We start from the raw sequence: 17,841 nt of genomic DNA, 5'->3' as shown, positions 1-17,841 counted from the left end.
GCACCTGGCCCGGGTGCGCGGGCCGGGGCGGCGGCGGTGGGAACGGCGGGGGCGGCGGGGGCACGGGCGCGCGCGGCGGCGCCGCCGGTCGCTCGGCGGTGTCGGTCCGGTCGTCCGGACCAGGCGCGGCCCGTGCTCCCACGGGGTGGCCGCAGCTGGTGCAGAAGCGGCCGACGTCCAGCGGGTGGCCGCAGCTGGTGCAGTTCCCCATGTCTCTCCTCCGGGCCGTCCGGCCCGGCGACAGACTAGTGCCTGCCCCGCGTCCGGACGGCCCGAGAGGGTGCCCGCGGCATCGTCCGCCGCTGCGCTGCGGACGAGGTCGACGAGCACCCTCCGGGAGTCGCCGTCGCACGGCCCGGGACGGCCCGGCGCTGCGCGATCGAGGTCAGGCTAGGGGCGTGCAGGCACCGCCCACCGGTGATTGACGGGTACTAGGACCAAAGGGCAGGCCGGACATTCGCCCGGTACGGGGGAGGCCCCGGGGTGGGCGGGGGAGAAGAGTCCGACCACCGACGTACCCGACACGAGGAGCAGACGTGGTGGTCGACAACGCATCCGCCGGCGAGCGGGCCTGGGCAGGCGGGATCGGGATCTTCGCGGGCACGATGCTCGCGACGCTGGGCGTCTTCCAGGTCCTGGAGGGCCTGAGCGCGGTCTCGAAGGACGCCATCTTCGCGACCCGGTTGGACTACACCCTCGACACGAACCTCGCGACGTGGGGCTGGGTGCACGTCGCGATCGGCGCCGCCGCGATCGTGATCGGCGTCTGCATCCTGCTCGGCCAGCACTGGGCGCTGGTCGCCGGCATCTGCGTCGCGCTGGTCTCGGCGCTGTCGAGCTTCGCGTTCATGCCGTACTACCCCTTCTGGGCACTGGCGATCATCGCGTTCGACATCATGGTGATCTGGGCGATGACGGTGCTGATGGCGGCCCGGAGCCGGACCCCGGCACGGCGGCACTGAGCCGACGCCCACCCCGGACCCGACCGTGAGCCTGTCGCTCCGCGGCGCCGCCCTGGCCCTGCTCGCCGCGGGGGCGCTGGGCCTCACGACGATGCTCGCCCCGGCGGACGCGGCCCCCCGTGTCCCCGCTCCCGAGCCGGGGCAGCCCACGGTCCGGGCCGACCGGCTGGACGCGCACACCCGCGGCATCCTGCGCCACGACCCGACGGCCCGGGTGGACGCCACGGGTCACCTCTACTACGCGGACCGCCCGATCCCGGCGCGTCCTGGCGTCGCGACGACGGCGCCCGCGCCGTACCCCTACGGCCAGACGTTCCAGCTGCACAGCAAGCCGGGTTCGGCGCACACGATCTTCCTGGACTTCGACGGTGCGCACGTGTCGGGCACCGCGTGGAACGCCAGCGGGCTGCCCGCCGGCGACTACGTCGGCTGGGACCCGTCGGGCGACGGGTTCACGACCTTCAGCACCGCCGAGCAGGACGCGATCCAGTCCGTGTGGCAGCGGGTGGCCGAGGACTACGCCCCGTTCGACGTCGACGTGACGACCCAGGACCCCGGCGACGCGGTGCTGGGCACGGCGTACGGCACCCGCGCCCTGGTGAGCCAGGACGCCGGCGCCTGGGACGCGCTGTGCGACCAGCAGTGCGGCGGGATCGCCTACATCGGGGTCTTCGACCTGCCCGTCGGCGACGGGCACGCCTACTACCAGCCGGCCTGGATCTTCACCGGCGGCTCGGGCGACGACCCGAAGGGCATCGCCGAGGCGTTGACCCACGAGGTCGGGCACAACATGGGCCTGGACCACGACGGCACCGGCTACGGCGGGCCGGGCAACATCAACACCCAGCAGGGCTACTACCAGGGCCACGCCGACTGGGCACCGATCATGGGTGCGGCCTACTACCAGCCGGTGTCGCAGTGGAGCCACGGCGCGTACGCCAACGCCGGGAACCCCGACCAGGACGACGTCGCGGTGATCGCCGCGAGCACCGCCGGCTACCGCGCCGACGAGGCCGGTGGGACCGTCGGGACGGCGGCGCCGCTGACCGCCGGGACGGCGTACGTGACGACGCGCACCGACGTCGACGTCTACGCGGTCGGGCACTGCACCGGCTCCGTCGCGGTCACCGCGACCCCGGCGCCCACCAGCCCGGACCTCGACATCGCACTCAGCCTGCTCGACGGGTCGGGGAACGTCGTCGCGACGGCCGACCCGCCCTCGGCACGCGCGAACGACGACGTCGCCACCGGTCTCGGCGCGACGATCAACCAGTCCGTCGCCGACGGGACGTACGCCGTCCGGGTCGACGGGGTCGGGACCGGCAACCCGACCACGGGCTACAACGACTACGGCAGCCTCGGCGCCTACACGCTGACGGTCGGTGGGTGCGGCGGCGGCACCACGGCTCCCGGCACGCCCACGGCGGTCGCCGCCGCCCGGGACGGCGCGAGCACCGCGACCCTGACCTGGTCGCCCCCGGCGGCCGACGGGGGCTCGCCGGTGACCGGCTACCAGGTGCAGCTCGACGCCGGCGCATGGACCGCTGTCGGCACCGCGACCAGCCACCAGTTCACCGGCGTCGACACCGGTCCGCACACGCTGTCCGTGCGGGCCGTCAACGCGGTCGGACCGGGCGCTGCGGCCCAAGCCACCCTCGACGCCGTCTTCTCGACGCCCTCGGCCGTCCGGAACCTCGAGGGCAGCGCCGACGCCGACGGCGTCGTCACGGTGTCCTGGGACGAGCCGGCCTCGGACGGCGGCTCGCAGGTCACCGGCTACGAGGTCGAGACCGGTGGCGAGGCGACCACGGTCGGCCCCACGGTCCGGTCGGTGGACATCACCGGCCTGCCGCGCGGCGAGACCGCCACCATCGTCGTGCGTGCGATCAACGTCGCCGGTCCCGGGCCCGACGCCTCGGTCGACGTCGCCTTCCCGCTCGGGCCACCGTCGGCCCCGGCCATCGGGCGCGCCTCGCCGGGCGCTCCCGGCGGTCGGCTCACGGTCGTCGGGCGTTGGAGCGCCCCGACGCAGACCGGCGGGTCCGCTGTCACCGGCTACCAGGTCTACGCCTACCGCCTCGGGGCGCGCGGCCAGGTGGTCGCGACCTACGTGAGCGGCACGATCGGCGCATCGGTCCGGTCGGTGGAGCTGCAGGTGCCCCGCGCCGGGAGCTACCGGCTCGCGGTCCGCGCGGCCAACGCCGTCGGGTGGGGACCGCGGAGCGCGCGGTCCCACCAGGTCCGCGCCCGCTGAGGCGGCCTCAGGCCCGCCAGCCGGCGGGCAGCACCGGCTCGAGCCCGAGCCACCGCGCCAGTTCGTGGACCTCGGCCAGCACCGCGTCGTGGGTCGCGGTGTCGAACGGCTCGTCCTCGTGGACGGCGGCGACCCGCAGCTCGCCCTCGGCCCGGTCGGCGGTCGCGTCGAGCTTGCCGACCAGCCGGTCGCCGTACAGGACCGGGAGGGCGTAGTAGCCCCAGCGGCGCTTGGCGGCCGGCTTGTACATCTCGAGCTGGTAGTCGAACTCGAAGAGCTCCTCCAGGCGCTTGCGGTCCTTCACGAGCCGGTCGAGCGGCGAGAGCAGGGCCGCACGTCCGGCGAAGGGGCCCTCGAGGAGGGCCGGGTCGACCCGCCAGCGGCCGCGGACCCCGTCGACGACGGCCGGCTCGCCGGTCTCACCCACGTCGTGGCGCTCGTCCGGGGGCTCCGGCAGCGTCGCACGGGCTATGCCGAGCGCCCGCAACCGGCGCTCGTCGCGCAGCCGGCGCGCCTCCTGCTCGTCGGGCCACGGCTCGTCGGGGTAGACCCGCTCGGCGAGGTCCCAGAGCAGGTCACGCCGCTGGCGACCGACCAGGGCGACCTCGCCGCGCGACACCATCTGCTGCAGCAGCATCCGCAGGTTGCGGTCGTTGTTCCAGCCCGACGACCGCCAGGACACCTCGCAGGTGTCGGGCAGCTCCCGGGTCGGGAGCGGGCCGTCGGCCCGCAGCCGCTCCAGCACGTCGCGGCGGCAGGCGTCGTTGGCCTCGACCCACGCCGCGCGGGCCACCTCCCAGTCGCGCAGCGTCCCGCTGCCGGGCCAGGCCGCCATCTCGGCGCGGAACAGCGTCAGGTCCTCGACCGGGCGGTAGAAGCCCCAGAGCTCGACCAGCCGCTGCTCCGCGACCGCGTCGCGCAGCTCGGCCGGGTCGTACGCCGACCCCAGCCGGCTCCACAACACCAGGTCGGCGCTCGGCGCGACCGCGTTGGTCGGCTCCGCCTGGACGACCGTCAGGTGGCGGACGACGGCCATCAGGTCGGTCGGCCGGTGGGCGTCGAGCAGCTGCGCGCGCACGGCGACGCGGCGGGCGTCCTGACGGCTCAGCTCGTGCACCGGTCGAGTCTCACACGGGCCGGGGACAGTCGCCCGGTGGGAGAGTCGTTCCCGTGACCGCACCGCTACCCGCGTCCCGCGACGAGGCCGCGGCGCTGCTCCTGGAGGTCCTCGGCGCCTCGTGCCCGACCGGTGCCGCGCGCCTGATCGGGTCGATGGGCGTGCCGGGCGCCGCCGACGCGTGGAGCGACATCGACCTGCGCTGGACGGTCGGGCCCGAGGGGGCGGAGGACGCACTGCGATCGCTCCGCCCGACGCTGGAGCGGGTGGGCACGGTCGAGTCGCTGCGGGTCGACCCGGAGCCGCGGGCGGACCTGCGGCTCGTGTTCGTGCGGTTCCAGGGCTGGCCGTTGTGGTGGCGGGTGGACCTCGAGGTCCACGGGCAGGGCCTGGGGTCCGTGGACGTCCCCGACGCCGACCCGTGGTCGCCCGGCGAGAGCGCCTGCATGGGGGTCGTGGTCACCCTCAAGACGCTGGCGCGGCAGCGTCCCGCGGACGCCGAGGAGCAGCTGGCGCACGCCGCTGCACGCGTGGGCACCACCGTCGTCGCCGGGCCCTGGACGGTGCGCGTCGGCTCGCTGCTCGACGAGGTCGCGGCACGCAGCCCCGGCACCGCGGACCTGGTCGCCCGGACCCGCCGGCTGGCCCGGGAGGTCCTCGGCGCGTGAGCACGCCCGGGACGTCATGCGACCCGGTCGCCGGAGCCGCCGGGACGCATGACGTCAGCGCGAGCGCCACCGGGACGTCATACGACCCGGTCGCCGGGTCGCGTCACAACCACGCCCGACGCACCACTGCCACCGGGCGGAACGTATGACGTCCGGCGGACATGCGCACCGCGCTCACGCGGGGCGCGAGCGAAACCAGCGACACCCTTGTGCGAGATCTCGACGGCGATCGGGACCTCGCCCTCGACCTTGCGCCGCGGCCCGACCTCGACGAGCAGCATCGCGAGCAGCACCATCAGCCCGCCGGCGAGCATCCGGACGGTCACCGACTCCCCGCCGAGCGCCACCGCGAACAGGGCCGCGAAGACCGGCTCGGTCGTCATCACGATCGCGGTCCGGGTGGCCGAGAGGTGGGCCTGCGCCCAGGTCTGGCCGAGCAGCGCGAGCCCGGCCGGGAAGATCGCGAGGTAGACCACGGTCGTCCAGTCGGTCGCCGACCCCGGCAGCACGATGCCGCCCGGGGCGCTGGCGACCAGGCAGATCACCGCGACGACGACGACCTGGAGGATCGACATCCCGAGCGCGTCCTGCTCGGTCGCCCAGGCGCCGAGCCCGACGATGTGCAGCGCGAACAGGATCGCGGCGACGAAGGTCAGCGCCTCGCCGTACCCGACCGAGAACCCGTCGAGGGAGAGGACGGCGAGCCCGCCGAAGGCGACGACGACGGCCGCCCAGGTGGTGATCGTGATCCGGTTGCGGAGCAGGACGGCGGCCAGCAGCGGCGTGACGATGACGTACATGCCGGTGATGAACCCGGACACGCTGGCCGCGGTGTCCGTCAGGCCGGTGGTCTGCAGCACCTGCGCGACCCCGTAGACGAGGCCGAGGACCGCCGACTGCCGCTGGGCGGCGGGGGAGAGGCGCAGCACCGAGCGGGGCGCGACCAGGAGCAGCAGCGCGCCGGCGATCGCGAACCGGACCGCGATGAAGTCGAGCGGCGGGACCCGCTCGACCAGGTCGTGGATCATGAAGAACGAGCTGCCCCAGGACGCGGTGACCCCGAGCAGGACGAGGGTGGCGAGCCGCTTCATCGAGCCCGCGCCTGCTCGCGCAGCCGCTTCAGCAGCGGGATGTCGCGGTTGTCGACGGTGCGGGAGTCCGGCGTCTCGAGGACGAACGGCACCCCGGCGGTGGCCGGGTGCGCGAACAGCTCGACGAAGGCCTGCTCGCCGACGTGGCCCTCGCCGATCCGCTGGTGCCGGTCCTTGAAGGCGCCGCGGACGTCCATCGAGTCGTTGGCGTGGACCAGCCGGAGCCGGCCCGGTCCACCGATCTCGACGATCCGGTCGACCGTCGCCGTGGTCCCACCCGGCTCGTCCAGCGGCGCGCCGGCGGCGAAGACGTGGCAGGTGTCCAGGCAGATCCCGGCGCGCGGGTGGTGCTCGAGGGCGGCGAGGTACGGCGCGAGGTCCTCGACCCCGGCGCACAGCGACCGGCCCTGGCCGGCCGTCGGCTCGAGCAGCACCCAGGGGGCGTCGTCGCCGGCCGCCAGCAGCGTGTCGAGCAGCGGCAGCAGCGCCTCCCGCACCTGGCGCATCGCGGCGTCGTACCGGGCGACCGGGTCGCCGGTGCCCGGGTCGACGTACGAGCCGGTGTGCACGACGACGCCCTCGGCGCCGATCTCGACCGCCCGACGCAGGTTGTGGGCGACGGAGGCGGCGGAGCGCTCGGCCGTCGCGGGGGTCGGGCTGCCCAGGTTGACCAGGTACGGCGCGTGGATGAAGGTGCGCGTGCCGCGCTCGGCCATCAGCTCCCGGAACCGGGCGTCCTCGGCGGGCCGGCCCTCGCTCAGCGCCCAGCCGCGCGGGTTGCCGGTGAAGACCTGGAAGGTCTCGCACCCCAGCCGGTCGGCCTGGTCGACCGCACCCGCCACCAGGCCCTTGCCGACCAGGACGTGGGTGCCGATCGGGTTGCGGGCGGCCGGGTCGAGCACCGGCCCAACCTACCGGTGGCCGCGGCGTCGCTCAGATCAGGCTCAGCACGATCGTCGCACCCGGGGGGGCCATGTCGCCGCCGCCGGGGGACTGGGAGAAGACGAAGCCGAGCCCGAGGTAGCCCGGGGCGTGCTCGGTGACGACCTTGAACCCGAGCGCCTCCAGCGTCGCGGTGGCCGCGTCGACCCCCTGGGCCCGGACGCTGGGGACCTCGACCAGCTCGGGACCCTTCGACACGACGAGCTGGACGCCGTCGCCGCGGTGCAGCGTGGTCCCCGCCGGCGGGTCCATCGAGATGACGTCACCGTCGTCGACGGTGTCGGAGTACTCCTCGCTCGCGACCTCGCCCTCGAGCCCCTTCGCGTCGAACCAGGCGAGCGCGTCGTCGGAGCTCTTGCCCACCCAGTCCTTGAGCTTGACCGGTGCCGGTCCCTTGCTGACCACGAGGTCGACCGGGGTGTCCGGGCGGACCGTCGTGCCCGCCTTCGGGTCGGTCGAGATCACCGTGCCCCGGGCCACCGTGTCGGACCAGGCGCCGTCGGTGGTGCCGACGGCGAGGTGGGTGTCGCCCAGCGCCGCCTCGGCCTTCGCCTCGGTCATGCCGACCAGCTTCGGGACGTCGTAGCGCTCCTTGCCGAGCGAGAGCGTGACGGCGACGGTGCCGCCGTCGACGACCTTGGCCCCGGGCTCGGGGTCGGTGGAGACGACCCGGCCTGCCGGGACCGTCTCGGAGTACGCCTTCTCGCCGAAGTCCGCGGTGAGGCCGGCGTCCTCGAGTTCCTGCTGCGCGGCCGCCTTCGTCAGGCCGAGCACGCCGGGCGTCGAGGTGTAGCGACCGTCGAGGAACCACCAGGAGCCGACGCCGACGCCGACGGCCAGCAGCAGTGCCAGGACCATGACCAGCAGGCCGCGGCGTCGTCGCGGCCGACCGCCCGGGGGAGGACCGCCCGGGCGGGACACCGGCGGCGGCGGCTCGGTGCGGATCATCGTGGTGCGCTCGGCCGGGTGGGCGCCCGGCGGCTGGGCGGCCGCCTGGGCCGGTGAGAGCAGCGTCGCGATCTCGGCCGAGTCGAACGGGTCCGGTGCGGTGTCGTCGGGCGAGGGCGCCTCGGCCGAGCGGCCGTGGAACATCAGCGGCGTCAGGTCGGCGGTGAGGTCGGGGTCGTCGACGGCGCCCTCGGCGAGCGCGTGGCTCACGCGGTGCACCTGGTGGAGCAGGACGCCCGCGTCCGCGGGACGCAGGCTGCGGTCGCGGGCCGTGGCCCGGGCGACCAGCGCGTCGACGTACGCCGGGATGCCGGGCACGACCGCGGACGGGGGCGGCACGTCCTCGTGGACGTGCTTGTAGGCGACCTGGATCGGCGACTCGCCCTCGTGCGGCTTGGTGCCGGTCAGCAGCTCGTAGAGGACGACGCCGGCGGCGTACACGTCGGCCCGGGCATCGGCCCGGCCGTCCACGACGAGCTCGGGGGCGAGGTAGGAGACGGTCCCGATCAGCACGCCGCCGGTGGCGGTGTGCTGGGTGTCGGCGCTCACCGCCCGGGCCAGCCCGAAGTCGGCGACCTTGATCCTCCCGTCGTCGGCGATGAGGACGTTCTCGGGCTTGATGTCGCGGTGGATGAGGCCGGCCCGGTGTGCGGCGGCGAGGGCGGAGAGCACCGGCTCGACCAGCGCCAGCGCGCGGGCCGGGGGCAGCGGCGCCTCCTTGCGGATCACGTCGCGCAGCGTGATGCCGTCGATCAGCTCCATCGCGAGGAAGACGGTGCCGTGGTCGTCGCCCTGGTCGTAGACCGCGACCACGTTGGGGTGGGACAGGCGGGCGGCGGCGCGCGCCTCGCGCACGAACCGGGCCGCGAACTCGTCGTCGTCACCGAGCCCGGGGTGCATCACCTTGACCGCGACGGTGCGGTCCAGCCGCAGGTCGGTGGCCTCGTAGACGCTGGCCATGCCGCCGCGCGCGATGCGGGGGCCGATCCGGTAGCGGCCGTCGAGCAGCCGCCCGGTCATGGGGTCGCTGACGGCCTCGGCGACGCCCCGTGGGGCGCGCCGCTCCGAGCGCCGGTCAGGCGTCACAGCGACCCTCCTGTGTCCGGACGGGGAAGGGTCCGGGGTCCCAATCGTACGGACGCGCGGCGTCCAGGGCGGGTTCAGGCGCCCCCGGCGTGGCGCGTGGTGGTGGTGGGACACTGGTGCACATGGATCAGGGCCTCAACACGCACCAGCAGCTCGCCGACGCCGACCTGGCCGCTCTCGTGCCCGCGTGGCTGGACTGGGCCGCCGTGGCCGAGCAGCTCGGTGTCACCGTCGCCAAGGTGCGCACGATGATCCGCGACCACGAGCTCGCCGCCGCCGTACCCGTCCCGGGCGCCGGCCAGCAGGTCCCCGCCGACTTCCTCCAGGACGGGCTCCCGGTCAAGGGGCTCGGCGGGCTGCTGACGGTGCTCCACGACGCGGGGTACGACGACCGCGAGTGCATCGCCTGGATCTTCCGCGACGACGACTTCCCCGGCCGGGCCATCGACGCGCTCCGGGAGAACCGCGGCTCGGAGGTCAAGCGCCGCGCCCAGGCGCTGGGGTTCTAGGGCGACGCGGCTCAGACGGCGCGCTGGGTGGCGGCGGCCGCGAGCCCGCGCAGCACCTCGCGCGCGTGGTCGTCGACCTGCGCGCGGTCGAGCGCCGTGACGGCGTGCGTGGCGAGCTCCTCGATGACCGCCTCGACCTGGGCGTGCGCCCCGGAGTCGTCGATGATCGCGCACAGCTCGGCGACCTCGTCGGGCGACAGCGCGGTGCCCAGCGCCGCGTCGAGCCGGGCCGCCTCGGCGGGAGGGGCGGCGTCCAGCGCCAGCGCGACCAGGACGGTCCGCTTGCCCTCGATCAGGTCGTCCCCGGCCGGCTTGCCCGTGGCGCTCGGGTCGCCGAAGACGCCGAGCAGGTCGTCGCGCAGCTGGAACGCCTCGCCCAGCGGGAGGCCGAACCGGGCCAGCTCCGCGATCGTCTCCGGCGACGCGCCGGCGAGGGCCGCGCCGATGTGGATCGGCCGCTCGATCGAGTAGCGGGCGGACTTGTAGCGCAGCACGGTCATCGCGGTCTCGACGTCGGCCCGCCCTCGTGCCTGCACGGACACGTCGAGGAACTGGCCGGCGATCACCTCCGAGCGGCACCGGTCGAAGACCTCGAGGGCAGGGGCGACCTGGGTGATCGGCAGCCCGCAGCGGCGCAGCAGCTCGTCGGACCAGCTCAGCAGCAGGTCGCCGAGCAGGATCGCCGCGGCGGCGCCGTACTGCTCGGGGTCGCCGCGCCAGCCGGAGGCGCGGTGCTCGGCCCCGAACTGCCGGTGCGTGGCCGGGCGGCCCCGCCGGGTGTCCGAGGCGTCCATGTAGTCGTCGTGGACGAGCGCGCTGGCGTGCAGCAGCTCCAGCGCGGCGCAGGCGCGCACGAGGGCGTCCTCGTCGTCCGGCGAGGGGTGCACGGCCCGGTGGCCCCAGTAGCAGAAGGCGGCACGGAACCGTTTGCCGCCCGAGACCGAGGTGTGCGCCTCGCGGACGAGACGGTCGGCGTCGTCGCCGAGGGGGGTGAGGACGGCCGCCTGCTCGTCGACGAAGACGTCGAGGGCGGCCTGGACGCGGTCGCGGAACTCGGCGCTGTCCCACCCGCTCCGGCCCGTCACGCGACGAGACTAACCAGTGGACAGCGCCCGGACCGTCGGGCCCCCGTCCCTAGACTCCTGCCATGACGAGCCGCAGGATCGGGAGCCTCGTGCGCGAGGGAGAGCGGTCGTTCTCGTTCGAGTTCTTCCCGCCGAAGGATGCCGCCGGCGAGGAGACGCTCTGGCAGGCGATCCGGGAGCTGGAGCCCTACCGGCCGACCTTCGTGTCGGTCACGTACGGCGCCGGCGGGGCCACGCGCAGCACTACCGTCCGGGTGACCGGCCGGATCGCGCGCGAGACGTCGATGACCGCCATGGCGCACCTCACCTGCGTCGGCCACACCCGCCAGGAGCTCGAGGGCGTCCTCGACTCCTACGCCGAGGCCGGCATCCACAACGTGATGGCCCTGCGGGGCGACCCGCACGAGGGTCCGCGCGCGCCGTGGACGCCTACGGAGGGCGGGTTCACCTACGCGACCGAGCTGGTCGAGCTGGTGCGCGAGCGCGGTGGTTTCAGCATCGGCGTGGCGGCGTTCCCCGAGAAGCATCCCTCGTCGGAGTCCCTGGACCACGACGCCGACGTGCTGGTCGCCAAGGCACGGGCCGGGGCGGAGTTCGCGGTGACCCAGATGTTCTTCCGCGCCGAGGACTACTTCGCCCTGGTCGACCGGGTGCGCGCCCGCGGGGTCGACATCCCGATCCTGCCGGGCATCATGCCGATCCTGAACCTCGCGAACATCCGCCGCCAGGGCGAGCTGATCGGCACCGACGTGCCGGCCTCGGTGATCGAGCGGATCTCCGTGCACGACGGCGACCCCGTGGCGATGCGCGCGGCGGGCATCGAGCTCGCCGCCGAGCTCTGCGACGCGCTCCTCGACGGGGGCGCGCCGGGCCTGCACTTCTACACGCTCAACCGGTCCAAGGCGACGCGCGAGATCTTCGCCGCGCTCAACCTCTCGGTCTGAGGAGGCTCCGCGTGCGGACCATCACCGTCGTCGGACACGGCGCGAGCCGGGTCGCGCCCGACACCGCGGTCGTCCACGTCGCGGCCACCTTCAGCGCCGCGTCGCTCGCCGAGGCGCTCGCCGGGGCGGAGTCGGCCCGGGCGTCGGTCGTGACGGTCGCCCGCCGGTTCACCGACGAGATCGCCAGCCAGCACCTCTCGGTGGGTCGCGAGGACCACCCGGGCCCGGGCTACCACGCCCGGCACGCGCTGCTCGTCCGGTGTGCCGGCCTCGACGAGGCGGGGGCTCTCGTCACCGCCCTCGCCGACGAGGTCGGCGACCGGCTCTCGGTCGACCACGTCGGGCTGGAGGTCTCCGACACCGCCGACGCCGAGCGGCTGGCGCGCGAGGCCGCCTTCACCGACGCTCGCGAGAAGGCCGAGCACCTCGCGGCCCAGGCGCACGGCACCCTCGGCCAGGTCGAGAGCGTCACCGAGGGCGGGACACCCGGCAGCCCGCGGTTCGCCCGCGCGCTGGCGGCCTCGGCCCACTTCGAGCCGGGGGAGACCACCGTCGAGCAGCAGCTCACGGTCACCTTCGAGCTGGTGTAGCCGTACCTGGCCGCGGGTCAACCGTCGACGAGGAAGTCGATCAGGCGCAGCGCACCTCGGGATGCGGCCACGGTGCCGGCGACGAGGACCGGCACGGCGCCGGCGACGACCAGGACCCGGACCTCGGCCTCCGACCTGCCGGTGCCGTCGGCGACGAACCGGGTCAGCTGCCTGCTCGCGCGGCGTACGGTCCAGCCGCCCGACGCCGTCGCGACCTCGTCTGCTCCTGGCGACTCGACCTGCGAGATCCCACCTGCTGCCGGGTCGCTCGACCCACGAGCGTCGTCCGCGGTAGGCGCCCCTGACGGGGATCGTCGCACCATCTGCCACACCTCTGCCCGGCCCGAGATCACGTCGTCGTCGTTGTCGTTGTCGCTGTCCTCGGCAGGATCCTCGACGCCACGGCGACCTGTCATCCCCTGAGTCGGGTGATGCGGTGGTGCCGCTGCCGCGCGGGACGCCGCAGCTGCCGCGGTAGCGAGCAGGGACGAACCGTCAGGCCGGGCCGATCACCGCGGCCACCAGCGCCGCCGACAGCCCCACGAACGGCAGCCCCGCTCCCGGCGTGGCGTGCGCCCCGGCGGCGTACACGCCGGCGACCGGCGTCCGAGGGCCGAGCCGCTGCCGCGCGGTCCCGCGGCCCTGCCAGAGCACGCCGTAGGGCGAGCTGCCCCAGAGCTCGACCTGGTCGCGCGGGCTGCGGTCGACCCGGGCGACGACCTGGGCGCGCACGTCGATCCGGTGGCGGGCCAGCGCCCGCAGGATGTCCTCGGAGAGACGGCCACGGCCGTGCACGGTGAGGGTCCGCGGTCCGTTGCGGCGCACCACCAGCACCGGGTCGCCGTGCAGGACCAGCTCGTGGGGCAGGTCCGGCACCTCGCCGTCGAGGCCCACGTGCACGACGACCGGAGGCATCGCCGGCATCGTCCGCTCGACGTAGGACGCCAGCGCGGGGAGCCGCCGTGGGTCGACGGCGCAGACCACGGCGTCCGCGCCGATCTCGCCGGTGGTCGTCCGCACCGCCACGACCCGGCCCTCGCGCACCACCAGGTCGCGCACCTCGGTGCCGACCAGCGTGGTGACGCCGCGGGTGCCGAGGCGGGCGGTGAGCACCTCGCCCAGCCGGGCCATGCCACCCTCGACCGTCCAGGCGCCGAACCGCTGCTCGACGTAGGCCGTCACGCCGAGCCAGGCGGGCACGTTGCGCAGGTCGTGGCCCTCCGCGACCAGCGGCTGGCCCGCGACCAGCCGGAGCCGCTCGTCCTTGAACGTGCGGCGCAGCCGCTTGTGCAGCGTCTCGCGGCTGTCGAGCCGTGCCGCGAGCTCGCGAGGGAGCGCGGCCGGGTCCCAGGGGTTCTCCAGGTAGCCGCGGCGCAGCACGTCCCAGTCGTCGCCGTACGACGCCACGTGGTCGACCCAGCGCTGCCCGAGCCCCGCCCCGAGCCCGTCGAAGGCGGCCAGCTGCGCGGCGCGCCCGTTCGGCACCCGCACCGACGAGCCGTCCTCGAACCGGTGCTCGCGCACGATGTCCAGGGGCACCAGCTCCAGCTCGCGCTCGAGGGGACGCCCGGACTTCCGGAACAGGTCGCGCACGACGGCGGGCAGCAGGGTGTACGTCGGCCCTGCGTCCCAGGTGAAGCCGTCCTCGCTCACCGAGGAGAGCGCGCCGCCCAGGGTCGGTGACCGCTCGACGAGCGTGACCTCGTGCCCGAGCTTGGCCAGCCGCACGGAGGCGGCCAGGCCGCCGAACCCTCCGCCCACGACCACGACCCGCATGCGGGTGAGACTAGGGCCACCCCCTAGGCCCGCAGGTCGGGCGGCACCTCGAGCGGGCCGAACCCGGCGCCGTACTCGGCGTCGACGAAGCGCAGCAGGGCGGCGGTCACCTCGGCCAGCCGGCGCCCCGGCGCCAGCGCGACGCACGGCTCGACGCGCGCGAAGAACCCGGTCGGGGTGTCGGCGATCTCGAGGACGTTGCCGGTCTCGTGCCCGGACCGGCGGAACGCGGTCCCGTCGAAGTCGACCGGGTAGGAGTAGGCGCCGCCCACCCGCATGCCCTCGCCGATCGCGACGACCTTGCCGGCGCGCTCGGCGTCCATGCGCGGGACCAGCGCCTCCACGTCCGCGACCGTGACGCCGGTGTCCACCCCGGCGACCAGGTTGGCCTGCAGCAGGGCGAAGAACCGCGGGGCCACCTCGGCCGCGGTCGTCGCGCCCGCCGACATTCGGGTGTTGAGCTCGGTGGGCAGGAAGCCGTCCGCGGTGAGCACGCCGTCGATCCCGAACGCGCCGCGGTAGCCGTGCTCGGCGCGGAGGTGCTCGCCGACGCGGCGCGCCGCGGCCCGCATGACCGCCCGGTCGGCCGCCGGAGGGTCCCACGAGGTCCCGAGCCCGGCGTACACGAACGTCCGGTGGGCGCTGTTGCGCAGCACCGCGATCTCCACGGGGCGCAGGACGGCGGTGCCGTCCGGCAGCACGATGCCGTGGATCGAGCACGGCACGCCGTCGAGGAACGGCATCACCCGGACCCGGTCGCAGCGCGGCGCGAAGAACGCCCGCGCGGTGCGCGCGTCGCGGTCGTCGCGGACCCAGCGCACGTAGTTGCCGGCGCCGTTGAAGCCGTCCCGGGCGTCGCCCGCCCACACCGCGCCCAACGGGCCGGAGAGCTCGCGCGTGGCGGCCGCGAGGTCGTCCTCGTCGAGGTCGACGATGCGGGACGGCGCGGCCGGCAGCCCGACGGCGGCCCAGGTCGCGTCGGCGCGCAGCTTGTCCTCCAGGGCCAGCCAGGCGCGTGGCCGGCCGCCGGTGACCGGCCGGCCCAGCACCGGCTCGTCGGTCGACACGAACGGCGAGGCCAGCACCACGCCGCGGCGCTCCGGGTCGAACGCCTCGACGGCCGCGGCGGCGGGCTCGGGGAGGTGGTGCAGGAGGCGGTCGTGCAGGCGGAGCTCGTCGGTGACGAGCGCGGTCGCCGGGATCTCGACCTCCACGACCTGCGTGCCCGGCCCCGGCACCGGCCCCGCGCCGCGACCCGTCGCCAGCACGAGGGTCGGGCAGCCGAGCTCCCCCAGCCAGGTCGTCCACCGGGTCCAGCCGGCCAGCACCCCCGGACCGAGCACGACCGGCCGGCCGGCGTACAGCCGCGCGAGGCGCTCCTCGAGCTCGGGGGCCGGCACCGGTCAGTCGACCTCGATCTCCGTGGCCCCGGTGAGCGTCGCGAGCTCGTCGAAGGTGGTCGAGAAGACCGCGGACGGGTGCCCGGCCGCCGCCCAGACGACCTCGTAGCGGCGCAGCCAGGAGTCGAGGTACGTCGGCACCGGCCTCGGGTGGGCGATCGGGCTGACGCCTCCGATCACCTGCCCGGTGTGCTCGCGCACGAACTCGGGGGTCGCACGCTTGAGCCGCTCGACGCCGATGGTCGCCGCCACCTTCGCGGTGTCGACCCGGTGCGCCCCCGAGGTGAGGATGAGCACCGGGGTGCCGCCGGCGTCGAAGAGCAGGCTGTTGGCGATCGCACCGACCTCGCAGCCGAGCGCCTCGGCGGCCAGGGCGGCGGTGTGGACGGCGTCGGGCAGGATGACGATCTCGCCGGTCCCGCCGCGCGCGCCGTGGTCGTCGCGGAACCGGGTGATCGAGGGGTGCTCGGTCGTCATGTCCTGAGACCCTAGGGTGTCCCCGGCAGGAGTTGCAGCGGACCGAAGGAGAAGGAGCGCCGATGACTCGCGACCGGCCGCCGGCGGTGACCGGTGCGACCTGGCTCTCCGTGGCGGTCGTCGCCATGACCGGCCTGACCGCGCTGCTCACGCTGGTGCTCAAGGACGAGCTGGTCGACGCCTGGGCGTCCAGCCGGTCGGAGTCGAGCGCGGTGGAGCCTCCGGCGTTCGTGCCGGTCGCGATCACCATGTTCGTGGTCGTCGCACTCCTGGCCGCCGTGCTGATCTCGATGATGCGCGAGGGCCACGAGTGGGCCCGGATCCTGATGAGCGGGATCGTCGTCCTGGTCGGGGTCGCCACCCTGGCGATCGTGCGCACCGACCCGCCGCCGGTCTTCCTCGTGGTCGCGGCCGTCTCGCTGGTCGTCGACGTCGCTGCCGTCGTCGTGCTCTGGCACCGCGACACCCGGGCCTACTGCCGGCACCCGCGGTCCTCGACCCCCACGCCCTGACCGGTCCGGCCTCCCCGCGGACCCGCAGGGTCGTGGCCTTGACGTGCTGTCCACGGTCGGGTGTAGCCTCGGCGTGTGTTCGAACACGTGTTCGAACACTTCACCCGGTGGGGACGACCTCGACCCCCGTCCCCGCCGGGTCCGGGGTCGTGGTGGGGTCGCCGGTCCGGGGTCGAGGAGAGGTCAGTGATGAACCCGTACTCCCTGCCCGCCACCACGCACTCCTACCTCGCGCTCGCCGCCGAGTCGCTGAGCGAGGCGATCGCGTCGCCCGAGGTCCCGGCCCGCTACGCCTGCGCCCACGTGGCGGCGCTGCGGGCCGCAGCGGCCCTGCTCGCCGCCCGCGCCCAGCCCGGACCCGTTCGCGGACGCCGGCAGAAGAACGCGTGGGTGCTGCTGGCCGAGGTCGCGCCCGAGCTGACCGAGTGGGCGCGGTTCTTCGCCGGGGGAGCGGCCAAGCGCGCTGCCGCCGAGGCCGGCTCGACCCGGGCGGTGACCGAGCGGGAGGCCGACGACCTGGTGCGCGAGGCCGACCGGTTCCTCGCCGTGGTCGAGCGCTCGCTCGGCCTGGCCCCGCACGTCGCCGCTCCCGGGCGGGCCGTCGCGATGCGCGCCGGCTGAGCCGGCCGGAGGTCGCTCGCGGCGACCGCGGGCGCCGCGTCGAGCACCGGCCGGCCGGGCTCTAGGGTGGAGCCATGCCCGAGAGCCTGAAGCCGGCCGAGCGCCGCGGCGCGGCACGCACCTCCTTGGTCTGGGAGGCACTGCTCCCGGTGCTCGAGGGCGCTGCCGACGTGCTCGACATCGGGGGCGGCACCGGCGGCTTCGCGGTGCGGGTGGCCGGGCTCGGCCACCGGGTGACGGTCGTCGACCCGAGCCCCGACGCGCTGGCGGCCCTGGACCGCCGCGCCCGCGAGTCGGGGATCGACGTCACCGGTCGGCAGGGCGACCTCTCCTCGCTGCTGGAGGTCGCCGGGCCCGGCGCTGCCGACGTCGTGCTGTGCCACGGGGTGCTCGAGGTGGTCGACGACCCGGCTGCCGCGCTCGCGACCATCCGGGAGGTGCTGCGCCCCGGCGGGAGCCTGAGCCTGCTGGTCGCGCAGCGGCACGCGGCGGTCGTCGCCCGCGCGATGGCCGGCCACTTCGGGCAGGCGCTCGCGCTGCTGGAGCGCACCCCCGACGACGCCCAGCGCGACCCGGCCGGCAGCGGCCGGGCCGGGCGGCGCTTCACCGAGGACGAGATCCGGGACCTGATGTCCGCGGCCGGCTTCGAGGTCGGGTCCGTGCACGGCATCCGGGTCTTCGCCGACCTGGTGCCCGGCTCGTTGCTCGACCTCGAGCCCGGGTCGACGGCCGCGCTCGTCGAGCTCGAGCGCGCCGTCTCCGAGCGCCCGGAGTTCCGGCCGCTCGCGACCCAGCTGCACGTGCTGGCCCGCTGAGCCGCCGGTCGAGGCCCCACCGGTCCGCACCACCTGTTTCCCGC

18 protein-coding genes are annotated in these 17,841 nt (G+C 75.2%); 9 read left to right on the top strand and 9 right to left on the bottom strand.

Going from position 1 to position 17,841, the window contains the following annotated elements; genetic code table 11:
* Positions 1–539 precede the first annotated feature (539 nt).
* Both ACILQ5_RS15340 and ACILQ5_RS15335 read left to right on the top strand, forming a co-directional pair.
* Entirely contained in the window at positions 540–962 is a 423-nt protein-coding gene (locus tag ACILQ5_RS15340) for a hypothetical protein (RefSeq protein WP_395658892.1), read from the top strand.
* A 25-nt stretch (positions 963–987) separates the two neighbouring features.
* Positions 988–3,216, top strand: coding sequence for a fibronectin type III domain-containing protein (locus tag ACILQ5_RS15335; protein WP_395658891.1), 2,229 nt, complete (start codon positions 988–990; stop codon positions 3,214–3,216).
* Positions 3,217–3,223: 7 nt separating this feature from the next.
* Here the strand turns inward: ACILQ5_RS15335 and ACILQ5_RS15330 are convergent, their stop codons facing one another.
* Positions 3,224–4,333: a DNA glycosylase AlkZ-like family protein gene (locus tag ACILQ5_RS15330; protein WP_395658890.1), complete on the bottom strand. Its 1,110-nt coding sequence runs from the start codon at positions 4,331–4,333 to the stop codon at positions 3,224–3,226.
* Between the two features lie 53 nt (positions 4,334–4,386).
* On the opposite strand from ACILQ5_RS15330, the gene ACILQ5_RS15325 reads away from it, so the two are divergent.
* Positions 4,387–5,001, top strand: coding sequence for a hypothetical protein (locus tag ACILQ5_RS15325; protein ID WP_395658889.1), 615 nt, complete (start codon positions 4,387–4,389; stop codon positions 4,999–5,001).
* Positions 5,002–5,078: 77 nt separating this feature from the next.
* Here the strand turns inward: ACILQ5_RS15325 and ACILQ5_RS15320 are convergent, their stop codons facing one another.
* Genes ACILQ5_RS15320 through pknB form a run of 3 tightly spaced genes read right to left on the bottom strand, consistent with a single transcriptional unit; the run spans position 5,079 to position 9,068 of the window.
* Positions 5,079–6,092: a DMT family transporter gene (locus ACILQ5_RS15320; RefSeq protein ID WP_395658888.1), complete on the bottom strand. Its 1,014-nt coding sequence runs from the start codon at positions 6,090–6,092 to the stop codon at positions 5,079–5,081.
* Positions 6,089–6,994 carry a deoxyribonuclease IV gene (locus ACILQ5_RS15315; RefSeq protein ID WP_395658887.1) on the bottom strand — a complete coding sequence of 302 codons (906 nt, stop codon included), beginning with the start codon at positions 6,992–6,994 and terminating at the stop codon, positions 6,089–6,091. The genes ACILQ5_RS15320 and ACILQ5_RS15315 overlap by 4 nt, the downstream gene beginning before the upstream one ends.
* A gap of 31 nt (positions 6,995–7,025) precedes the next feature.
* A complete protein-coding gene (gene pknB, locus ACILQ5_RS15310; protein ID WP_395658886.1) occupies positions 7,026–9,068 on the bottom strand; it encodes a Stk1 family PASTA domain-containing Ser/Thr kinase in 2,043 nt (680 codons plus the stop codon).
* A 122-nt stretch (positions 9,069–9,190) separates the two neighbouring features.
* Between pknB and ACILQ5_RS15305 the strand changes: the two genes are divergently transcribed.
* Complete coding sequence (locus ACILQ5_RS15305; protein WP_395658885.1) at positions 9,191–9,577, top strand: Rv2175c family DNA-binding protein; 387 nt, start codon at positions 9,191–9,193, stop codon at positions 9,575–9,577.
* An 11-nt stretch (positions 9,578–9,588) separates the two neighbouring features.
* On the opposite strand, the gene ACILQ5_RS15300 is transcribed toward ACILQ5_RS15305, so the two are convergent.
* The gene (locus ACILQ5_RS15300; protein ID WP_395658884.1) at positions 9,589–10,662 is read right to left on the bottom strand and encodes a polyprenyl synthetase family protein; all 1,074 of its coding nucleotides are present in this window, start codon (positions 10,660–10,662) and stop codon (positions 9,589–9,591) included.
* A gap of 62 nt (positions 10,663–10,724) precedes the next feature.
* Here ACILQ5_RS15300 and metF point away from each other — a divergent pair, with 62 nt between their 5' ends.
* Positions 10,725–11,606, top strand: coding sequence for a methylenetetrahydrofolate reductase [NAD(P)H] (gene metF / locus ACILQ5_RS15295; protein ID WP_395658883.1), 882 nt, complete (start codon positions 10,725–10,727; stop codon positions 11,604–11,606).
* Between the two features lie 11 nt (positions 11,607–11,617).
* Positions 11,618–12,196 (top strand): SIMPL domain-containing protein, encoded by a 579-nt coding sequence (locus ACILQ5_RS15290; RefSeq protein ID WP_395658882.1) that lies wholly within the window; start codon positions 11,618–11,620, stop codon positions 12,194–12,196.
* A 17-nt stretch (positions 12,197–12,213) separates the two neighbouring features.
* Here ACILQ5_RS15290 and ACILQ5_RS15285 read toward each other — a convergent pair whose 3' ends face one another.
* The 4 genes from ACILQ5_RS15285 to ACILQ5_RS15270 all read right to left on the bottom strand — a co-directional run bounded on the left by ACILQ5_RS15285 (position 12,214) and on the right by ACILQ5_RS15270 (position 15,849).
* Positions 12,214–12,612, bottom strand: a complete 399-nt coding sequence (locus ACILQ5_RS15285) for a hypothetical protein (protein WP_395658881.1) — start codon at positions 12,610–12,612, stop codon at positions 12,214–12,216.
* A gap of 79 nt (positions 12,613–12,691) precedes the next feature.
* Entirely contained in the window at positions 12,692–13,972 is a 1,281-nt protein-coding gene (locus ACILQ5_RS15280) for a phytoene desaturase family protein (protein WP_395658880.1), read from the bottom strand.
* A 23-nt stretch (positions 13,973–13,995) separates the two neighbouring features.
* Positions 13,996–15,372 (bottom strand): hypothetical protein, encoded by a 1,377-nt coding sequence (locus ACILQ5_RS15275; protein ID WP_395658879.1) that lies wholly within the window; start codon positions 15,370–15,372, stop codon positions 13,996–13,998.
* Between the two features lie 3 nt (positions 15,373–15,375).
* Entirely contained in the window at positions 15,376–15,849 is a 474-nt protein-coding gene (locus tag ACILQ5_RS15270) for a YbaK/EbsC family protein (RefSeq protein ID WP_395658878.1), read from the bottom strand.
* Positions 15,850–15,911: 62 nt separating this feature from the next.
* Here ACILQ5_RS15270 and ACILQ5_RS15265 point away from each other — a divergent pair, with 62 nt between their 5' ends.
* From ACILQ5_RS15265 to ACILQ5_RS15255, 3 genes are all read left to right on the top strand, one after another.
* Positions 15,912–16,361: a hypothetical protein gene (locus ACILQ5_RS15265; protein ID WP_395658877.1), complete on the top strand. Its 450-nt coding sequence runs from the start codon at positions 15,912–15,914 to the stop codon at positions 16,359–16,361.
* Positions 16,362–16,550: 189 nt separating this feature from the next.
* Positions 16,551–16,982, top strand: coding sequence for an SAV_6107 family HEPN domain-containing protein (locus ACILQ5_RS15260; RefSeq protein WP_395658876.1), 432 nt, complete (start codon positions 16,551–16,553; stop codon positions 16,980–16,982).
* Between the two features lie 74 nt (positions 16,983–17,056).
* A complete protein-coding gene (locus tag ACILQ5_RS15255; RefSeq protein ID WP_395658875.1) occupies positions 17,057–17,797 on the top strand; it encodes a class I SAM-dependent methyltransferase in 741 nt (246 codons plus the stop codon).
* Positions 17,798–17,841: the final 44 nt, after the last annotated feature.

Source organism: Nocardioides sp., from assembly GCF_044226305.1.
Lineage (GTDB): Bacteria > Actinomycetota > Actinomycetes > Propionibacteriales > Nocardioidaceae > Nocardioides.
Note: the sequence above shows the minus strand (reverse complement) of the source record. Positions and strands in the feature narration are given on the sequence as shown.

Bases quoted from the DNA above. Each gene is read 5' to 3' on its own strand.
- ACILQ5_RS15305 (WP_395658885.1), top strand. From the start codon at position 9,191: ATGGATCAGGGCCTCAACACGCACCAGCAGCTCGCCGACGCCGACCTG.
- ACILQ5_RS15285 (WP_395658881.1), bottom strand. From the start codon at position 12,612: ATGACAGGTCGCCGTGGCGTCGAGGATCCTGCCGAGGACAGCGACAAC.
- ACILQ5_RS15260 (WP_395658876.1), top strand. From the start codon at position 16,551: ATGAACCCGTACTCCCTGCCCGCCACCACGCACTCCTACCTCGCGCTC.
- ACILQ5_RS15270 (WP_395658878.1), bottom strand. From the start codon at position 15,849: ATGACGACCGAGCACCCCTCGATCACCCGGTTCCGCGACGACCACGGC.
- ACILQ5_RS15265 (WP_395658877.1), top strand. From the start codon at position 15,912: ATGACTCGCGACCGGCCGCCGGCGGTGACCGGTGCGACCTGGCTCTCC.
- ACILQ5_RS15255 (WP_395658875.1), top strand. From the start codon at position 17,057: ATGCCCGAGAGCCTGAAGCCGGCCGAGCGCCGCGGCGCGGCACGCACC.
- ACILQ5_RS15320 (WP_395658888.1), bottom strand. From the start codon at position 6,092: ATGAAGCGGCTCGCCACCCTCGTCCTGCTCGGGGTCACCGCGTCCTGG.
- metF (WP_395658883.1), top strand. From the start codon at position 10,725: ATGACGAGCCGCAGGATCGGGAGCCTCGTGCGCGAGGGAGAGCGGTCG.
- ACILQ5_RS15280 (WP_395658880.1), bottom strand. From the start codon at position 13,972: ATGCGGGTCGTGGTCGTGGGCGGAGGGTTCGGCGGCCTGGCCGCCTCC.